Raw genomic sequence first — 7058 nt, 5'->3', positions numbered from 1 at the left:
GCGCGGCCGGCGTCTCGCTGCCGCGCACCACGTACACCCAGATCAACGCGGGCCGGCGCGAGCTGGGAGCGCGAGACGCGCCGGCCCGCGTTGATCTGGGTGTACGTGGTGCGCGGCAGCGAGACGCCGGCCGCGCGCCAGGCCGCCTGGGTGAGGCCCGAGCAGTCGTAGGCCGAGGGGCCCGTCGCCCCCCACACGTACGGCTTGCCGAGCTGGGCGCGGGCGAAGGAGACGGCTGCGGCGGCCCGGCCGTCCGGGGCGGTCACCGGCCCGCGGTCGCCGCCCGAGGAGCGGTCGGCGCGCACGGCGGGGGCGGTGGTCGACGTGTCCGTACCTCCGGTGCCGCCGGTCCCGGCCGAGGTGCCGGAGCCGTCGCGGCCCGCCTCGGCGGCCTCGTACCGGGCGCGCTCCTCCGCGGTCAGCCGGGCGAGCAGGGTGCGTGCCGCCCGGAGCTTGCCGAGGACGGCCGCCTTCTGCCGCCGCAGCTCCGTCTCGTGCTCGCGCAGCGCGTCCAGGTGTCCGGTCGACTCGGCGCGCAGCTGCCGGACGGCGGCGAGCTCGCGGCGGACGGCGCTGACGGCGGCCGCCTGCCGGTCCCCGGCCCGCTCGGCGAGCGCGGCCCGCTCCAGGTACTGGTCCGGGTTCGAGGTGAGGGCGAGCTGGACGGCGGGGTCGAGGCCCCCGGACCGGTACTGGGCCGCGGCCATGGCCCCGATTCCGTCCCGCGCGGTGTTGAGCCGCTGGGTCCTGCGGGCGGCCTCGTCGCGCAGCCGCTCGAACGCGGCCCGGGCCTCGTCCGCCTTCTCCTTCGCCCCGTTGTACCGCTCGGTGGCGACCTCGGCCTCCTCGTACAGCCGGTCGACCTTCTCCTTGACCTGGGCGGTGGTGGGACGGGGTTCGGCGTGCCCCGACCCCTCGAAGAGCGTCGCGGTCGCGGCGGAGGCGAGGGCGAGTGTGGCGGCGGTGCGGCCCGCCTGACCACCGAGGGGCGACTGCTTGGGTTTTCGGTGTGCTGCCACGAGGGCGGGTCACATCCTCTGCCTGGGGGGACGGGCCCGCCGGGCCGACGGCGGGCCGCACAGGGGAGACGGACCGCCGCCGGGTTTTCTCGGCGGGGGTGACCGACAACCGCCGGATCGCCGACGGTGGTGGGGAGCCGGCCACCTGGTGAAGGACGCTAAACCTGGGGTCACGCCCGGGCGGCGGGATGACCGCTATTGGCGACACTTGGCGGTCGGCGACCGATGTCTTTCGCCCGGGGCGCCGGGCCGAGGGGCATTCCGGCGGCCGTCCGACCGAAGCGACGGAGTGGGTGGACCCGGCCGGAAGGCGGTGCTAGGGCCCCGGTTAGGCTCCGGCCCATGGACGTACTCATCAATGTCTTCGTCGCCCTGCACATCATCGGTATCGCCTCCCTGCTGGGCGGATTCCTCACCCAGATGAAGGCGATGGGGGCCGGTACGGCCCGCTTCAGCCCCGCCATGCTGCACGGCGCGCTGACCATGCTCGTCACCGGCGTCGCGCTGGTCGGCCTGAACCAGGCGGACGACCAGAGCGTCAACAACCTCAAGATCGGCATCAAGCTCGGGATCCTCGTCGTGATCCTCGCCCTCGTCTACGTCAAGCGCGACGAGGAGCGGGTGGACAAGGGTCTCTTCGCCGCCGTCGGCGGTCTGACCATGGCGAACATCTTCATCGCGACCCTCTGGACGTGACCCCCGGGACGTGACCCGGGATCCCTCCGGGGAGCGGCCGACCGCACGGGTGTGACACGTACCGCAGGCCGGTGAGGAAGGCGGGTCCCGAAGGCGGGCCCGGATGTCGGTGGGGCGTCCTAGACTCGTGAGGCGATGAGCAGCCTCTTTGACGACAGCTTCCTGGCCGGCCTCCAGAACCACTCCTCGGAGGAGCCCCCGCCCCACCCCGAGGACCACGAGCACGGCTCCCCGGCCGGGGAGGACGTCCCGCACGACCTCTTCGGGGAGCACTTCGACGTGCCACCGCCCGCCCGGGACACCCACTACCGCGACGGCGCCCCCCGCCCCGTCGTGGACACCGCCGCGCTCCTGGACGGGCTGAACGAGCAGCAGCGCGCCGCCGTCGTCCACACCGACACCCCGCTGCTCATCGTCGCCGGAGCCGGCTCCGGCAAGACCCGGGTGCTCACCCACCGCATCGCCCACCTGCTGGGCACGCGGCACGTGCACCCCGGCCAGATACTGGCGATCACCTTCACGAACAAGGCCGCCGGCGAGATGAAGGAGCGCGTCGAGCAGCTCGTCGGACCGCGCGCCAACGCGATGTGGGTGATGACCTTCCACAGCGCCTGCGTCCGCATCCTGCGCCGCGAGTCGAAGAAGCTCGGCTTCACGTCCTCCTTCTCGATCTACGACGCCGCCGACTCCAAGCGCCTGATGTCCCTGGTCTGCCGCGACCTGGACCTCGACCCGAAGAAGTTCCCGCCGAAGTCCTTCAGCGCCAAGATCTCGAACCTCAAGAACGAGCTGATCGACGAGGAGGCCTTCGCCGACCAGGCCGTCGACGGCTTCGAGAAGACCCTCGCCGAGGCCTATCGGATGTACCAGGCGCGGCTGCGCGAGGCCAACGCCCTGGACTTCGACGACATCATCATGACGACGGTCCACCTGCTCCAGGCGTTCCCGGACGTCGCCGAGCACTACCGCCGCCGCTTCCGGCACGTCCTCGTCGACGAGTACCAGGACACCAACCACGCCCAGTACACCCTCGTGCGGGAGCTCGTCGGCACGGGCTACGAGGACCTCGGCCCCGCCGAGCTGTGCGTCGTCGGTGACGCCGACCAGTCGATCTACGCCTTCCGCGGCGCCACCATCCGCAACATCCTCCAGTTCGAGGAGGACTACCCGGACGCGACGACGATCCTCCTGGAGCAGAACTACCGCTCCACGCAGACGATCCTCTCCGCCGCGAACGCCGTCATCGAGCGCAACGAGTCCCGCCGCCCCAAGAACCTCTGGACGAACGCCGGGGCGGGCTCGCAGATCACGGGTTACGTCGCCGACACCGAGCACGACGAGGCCCAGTTCGTCGCCGACGAGATCGACCGGCTCACCGACGCGGGCGAGGCCAAGGCCGGGGACGTCGCCGTCTTCTACCGGACCAACGCCCAGTCCCGTGTCTTCGAAGAGATCTTCATCCGCGTCGGACTGCCCTACAAGGTCGTCGGCGGCGTGCGCTTCTACGAGCGCAAGGAGGTCAGGGACGTCCTCGCCTACCTGCGCGTCCTCGCCAACCCCGAGGACAACGTCCCGCTGCGCCGCATCCTCAACGTCCCCAAGCGGGGCATCGGCGAGCGCGCCGAGGCGATGATCGACGCCCTCTCGCTGCGCGAGAGGATCACCTTCCCGCAGGCCCTCAAGCGGGTCGACGAGGCGTACGGCATGGCGGCCCGCTCGGCGAACGCCGTCAAGCGGTTCAACGCGCTGATGGACGAGCTGCGGACCGTCGTCGAGTCCGGCGCCGGCCCCGCCGTCGTCCTGGAGGCGGTCCTGGAGCGCACGGGCTACCTCGCCGAGCTGCAGGCCTCGACCGACCCGCAGGACGAGACCCGGATCGAGAACCTCCAGGAACTCGCGGCCGTTGCGCTGGAGTTCGAGCAGGAGCGCGGCGAGGAGCCCGCCACCCTCGCCGAGTTCCTGGAGAAGGTCGCGCTCGTCGCCGACTCCGACCAGATCCCGGACGAGGACGAGGAGGGCCGGGGCGTCATCACGCTGATGACGCTGCACACCGCCAAGGGCCTCGAATTCCCCGTGGTGTTCCTGACCGGCATGGAGGACGGCGTCTTCCCGCACATGCGCGCCCTCGGCCAGGCGAAGGAACTGGAGGAGGAGCGGCGCCTCGCGTACGTGGGCATCACGCGCGCACGGGAGCGGCTCTACCTGACGCGCTCGTCGATGCGCAGCGCCTGGGGCCAGCCCTCCTACAACCCCGCCTCGCGCTTCCTGGAGGAGATCCCGCCCGCGTACCTGGAGTGGAAGCGGACCGGTCCGATGGTGAAGCCCGCCGGGCCGACCTCGGGGATCACCTCCTCGCTCTCCTCCTCCCGCTCGCGCTCCGGCCCCTCGGGCTTCGCGACCCGGCGGGCGGGGGACAAGCCGGTGATCTCCCTCCAGGTCGGCGACCGGGTCACGCACGACCAGTTCGGCCTCGGCACGGTCATGACGGTGACCGGCGGGGGGTCGGACGCCCAGGCGACGATCGACTTCGGCGACGAGAAGCCGAAGCGGCTGCTGCTGCGGTACGCGCCGGTCGAGAAGCTGTAGCGGCGGAGACGGCGTACGAGAGCGGGCCCCGGCCGGAGAAGCCGGGGCCCGCTCTCGTACGTGAGGCGTGCGGGGTGGGTCAGCTGGTCGGGTCGAGACCGTGCTTGCGCAGCCAGGCCAGCGGGTCGATCGCGTAGCCGCCGCCCGGCCGGACCTCGAAGTGCAGGTGCGGGCCGGTGGAGTTGCCGGTGTCGCCGGAGTAGGCGATGACGTCGCCGGCCTTCACCTGGCCGTAGCGGATCTTGGCGCTGCTGAGGTGGCAGTACCAGGTCTCGGTGCCGTCGGGCGCGGTCACGATCACCATGTTGCCGTAGGCGCTGTTGATCTGGGTGCGGACGGTGCCGTCCGTCGCGGCCATCACGGGCGTGCCGGTCTGCACGGGGAAGTCGATGCCGGTGTGCACGGACATCCAGTTGACGCCGGACTGGCCGAAGCGCGCGCTGAGCCGGTGGAGTTCCACCGGCAGCATGAACTTGGGACGCAGCGCCTCCTTGCGGGCGGCCTCCTCCTCGCGCTTCTTCTTGTCGGCCGCCTGGCGCGCCTTGAGGTCGATGCGTTCCTGGGTGCGGCTGGCACGGTCGCCGAAGTCGCGGGCGTCGGCGCTGAGCGCGGCGAGCTGCGTGTCGAGGGCGCTGTTGGCGGCGACCTGCTTCACGGACGCCGGGTCGGCGGCGGCGAGCGCGGTCGTGTCCTCCTTCTTCGCGCCGTCGGCGCCGGCTCCGGTGAGCCCGCCGACGGAGGCGGCGGCGATGCCGGCGACTCCCATGACGCAGGCGGAGGGAACGGCGACGGTCAGCAGCGCGGAGCGCTTGGCGGGCGTGCGGCGTCGGCCGCGGCCGCCGTTGGAGGAGCGGCGCACGGGGCGGCCGGCGAGGGGGGAGTCCGTACGGACCTCGACGGCGGGCTGGTCGTCGAAGTCGGCGGGGTCGGCGTCGTGGGTCTCTCGGGCCTCGGGTCGGTCGCCGTCGTCCGCGTGGTCGTCGGGTTCGGCGCGGTCGTGGGCGGGCTCGATGTCGTCGAGGTCCGCGCGGTCGTCGACGGTGCCCGCCTCGGCCTCGGCGACGTACTCGAACGCGAACTCCGTGGTGTGCTCGGGACCCGGCGTGTACTGCTGGGGGACGACCGGCTCGGCCTCCGCCGCCTGGTTCCACGCGGTCGCGTCGTAGGCGCCGGTGTCGGTCGCGAAGGCGGGGGCGGCCCACTGGCCGGTCGCGTCGTAGGACTCATGGCCGTACGCCCCCTGGGCGGCATAGGCGCCCGCGTGGAGGGTCTCGTACTGGCCGGTGTGCTGGGCCTCGGTCCAGGCGGAGGCGTCCCACTGGCCGGTGGTGTCGTACGCGGGGGCGGTGCCGTGCTGCGCGGCCGTCGTGTCGTACTGCCCGGTCGCCGTGTCGTACTGACCGGTGGAGGTCCCGTACGTGCCGGTGGTGTCGTAGGCGCCGGTGGTGTTCCACTGCCCGGTGGTGTCCCACTGACCGGTCGTGTCGTACTGGCCGGTGGCCTCGTACTGCCCGGTGGGGGTGGCGTACTGCCCCGTCATGTCGTACTGACCGGTCGTGGCGTACTGCGTGGCGTCGTACTGCCCGGTCGTCGTTCCGTACTGCTCCGCCGTCCCGTACGTGCCGGTGACGTCGTATCCGCCGAGGTTCCACTGTCCGCTCTGGTCCGCCCCGCCGTCGCCGTAGGCGCCGAAGAGAGGGTCGGTGGCGAAACTGCCGGTGGGGTGGGCGCCGTCTCCGACGTACCCGGCGTGGGGGTGCTGGTCGTTCACCAACGTCTCTCTCGCCTCGGCAGCAGGACCAGTCCGGGGCGGGCCCGACGAGGGGTGTCCCGGGGGTAAGCAGTGGCGCGACTGTACCCGGCGGTATGCGCAGCCGACAATCTTCGGCGGTGTCCGAGGCCGCAGGAAACGGGCAATCGGCCGTGTTTCGCCAGCTCACGGAGAGAGCTTTGGCCTTGTGTTCGAGAAACGTTCGAAGAACGGTGTCGGAGTGTCACGCCACGGACGTGGCGCCCGGCTCCTCCTCACGCGCTCCCGGGGCCTCCGGACCCTCCGCGTCGAGGGCGTCCCGGACCCCGGTGGCCACCGTGGGGTGCACCGTCAGCGCGAGATGACCGACCCCGCTGACCCGCACGTTGTGCACGAGAAGGTCGGGGTGGTCGAGCCGCGCCGTCTCCACCGGCACCATGATCTGGTCCAGATCGCTCCAGAAACTCACGAACCGGGTCCGGCAGCCGGGCGACGGCCCGGCGAGCTCCCGCAGCACCTCCGAACCGGGCCGCATCTGCCGCACCAGCGGATGGGCGTCGGCGAGCGGGGCCACGCTCGTGCCGGAGTGCGGGGTGCCCAGCGTGACCAGGGTGCGTACCCGGCTGTCACCGCCGAGCCGCTGTACGTAATAACGGGCGATGAGCCCGCCCAGGCTGTGCCCGACGATGTCGACCTCGGCGTGTCCCGTCCGGGCGCGGATCTCGTCCACCCGGCGGCCGAGCAGCTCGGCGGCGGTCCGCAGGTCGCAGGTGAGCGGTGAGTAATTGAGGGACTCGACGCAGTCACGGCCGTTCCGGGTGAGGGAGCGGCGCAGGACCACGAAGACAGAGCGGTTGTCGACGAACCCGTGCAGCAGGACGACCGGGCGCCGGCCGGGGGTGACCGACGGGGGAGGGGCGGGCGCGAGGCGCTCGGCCACGATGCCGGACGGGTAGAGGACGAGATGCCCGGTGAGGATCGCGAGCTCAAGGGCGGTGGCCTTCATG

5 protein-coding genes are annotated in these 7058 nt (G+C 72.1%); 2 read left to right on the top strand and 3 right to left on the bottom strand.

The window, feature by feature from the left end:
• Positions 1–1019 (bottom strand): C40 family peptidase (locus tag AOK00_RS26155; protein ID WP_055602712.1); only part of this gene is annotated, 1019 nt, incomplete at its 3' end.
• Between the two features lie 342 nt (positions 1020–1361).
• On the opposite strand from AOK00_RS26155, the gene AOK00_RS26150 reads away from it, so the two are divergent.
• Entirely contained in the window at positions 1362–1715 is a 354-nt protein-coding gene (locus tag AOK00_RS26150) for a hypothetical protein (RefSeq protein WP_055602711.1), read from the top strand.
• A 135-nt stretch (positions 1716–1850) separates the two neighbouring features.
• Complete coding sequence (pcrA, locus tag AOK00_RS26145) at positions 1851–4301, top strand: DNA helicase PcrA (protein WP_055602710.1); 2451 nt, start codon at positions 1851–1853, stop codon at positions 4299–4301.
• Between the two features lie 79 nt (positions 4302–4380).
• Here pcrA and AOK00_RS26140 read toward each other — a convergent pair whose 3' ends face one another.
• Both AOK00_RS26140 and AOK00_RS26135 read right to left on the bottom strand, forming a co-directional pair.
• Positions 4381–6075 carry a peptidoglycan DD-metalloendopeptidase family protein gene (locus tag AOK00_RS26140; RefSeq protein WP_437441448.1) on the bottom strand — a complete coding sequence of 565 codons (1695 nt, stop codon included), beginning with the start codon at positions 6073–6075 and terminating at the stop codon, positions 4381–4383.
• Positions 6076–6295: 220 nt separating this feature from the next.
• Positions 6296–7057 carry an esterase/lipase family protein gene (locus tag AOK00_RS26135; protein WP_055602708.1) on the bottom strand — a complete coding sequence of 254 codons (762 nt, stop codon included), beginning with the start codon at positions 7055–7057 and terminating at the stop codon, positions 6296–6298.
• Position 7058: the final 1 nt, after the last annotated feature.

Origin of the sequence: Streptomyces aureus (assembly GCF_001418135.1) — a bacterium.
In the GTDB taxonomy this organism is placed as follows: domain Bacteria; phylum Actinomycetota; class Actinomycetes; order Streptomycetales; family Streptomycetaceae; genus Streptomyces; species Streptomyces aureus_A.
This window is presented reverse-complemented; position numbering and strand designations above follow the sequence as displayed.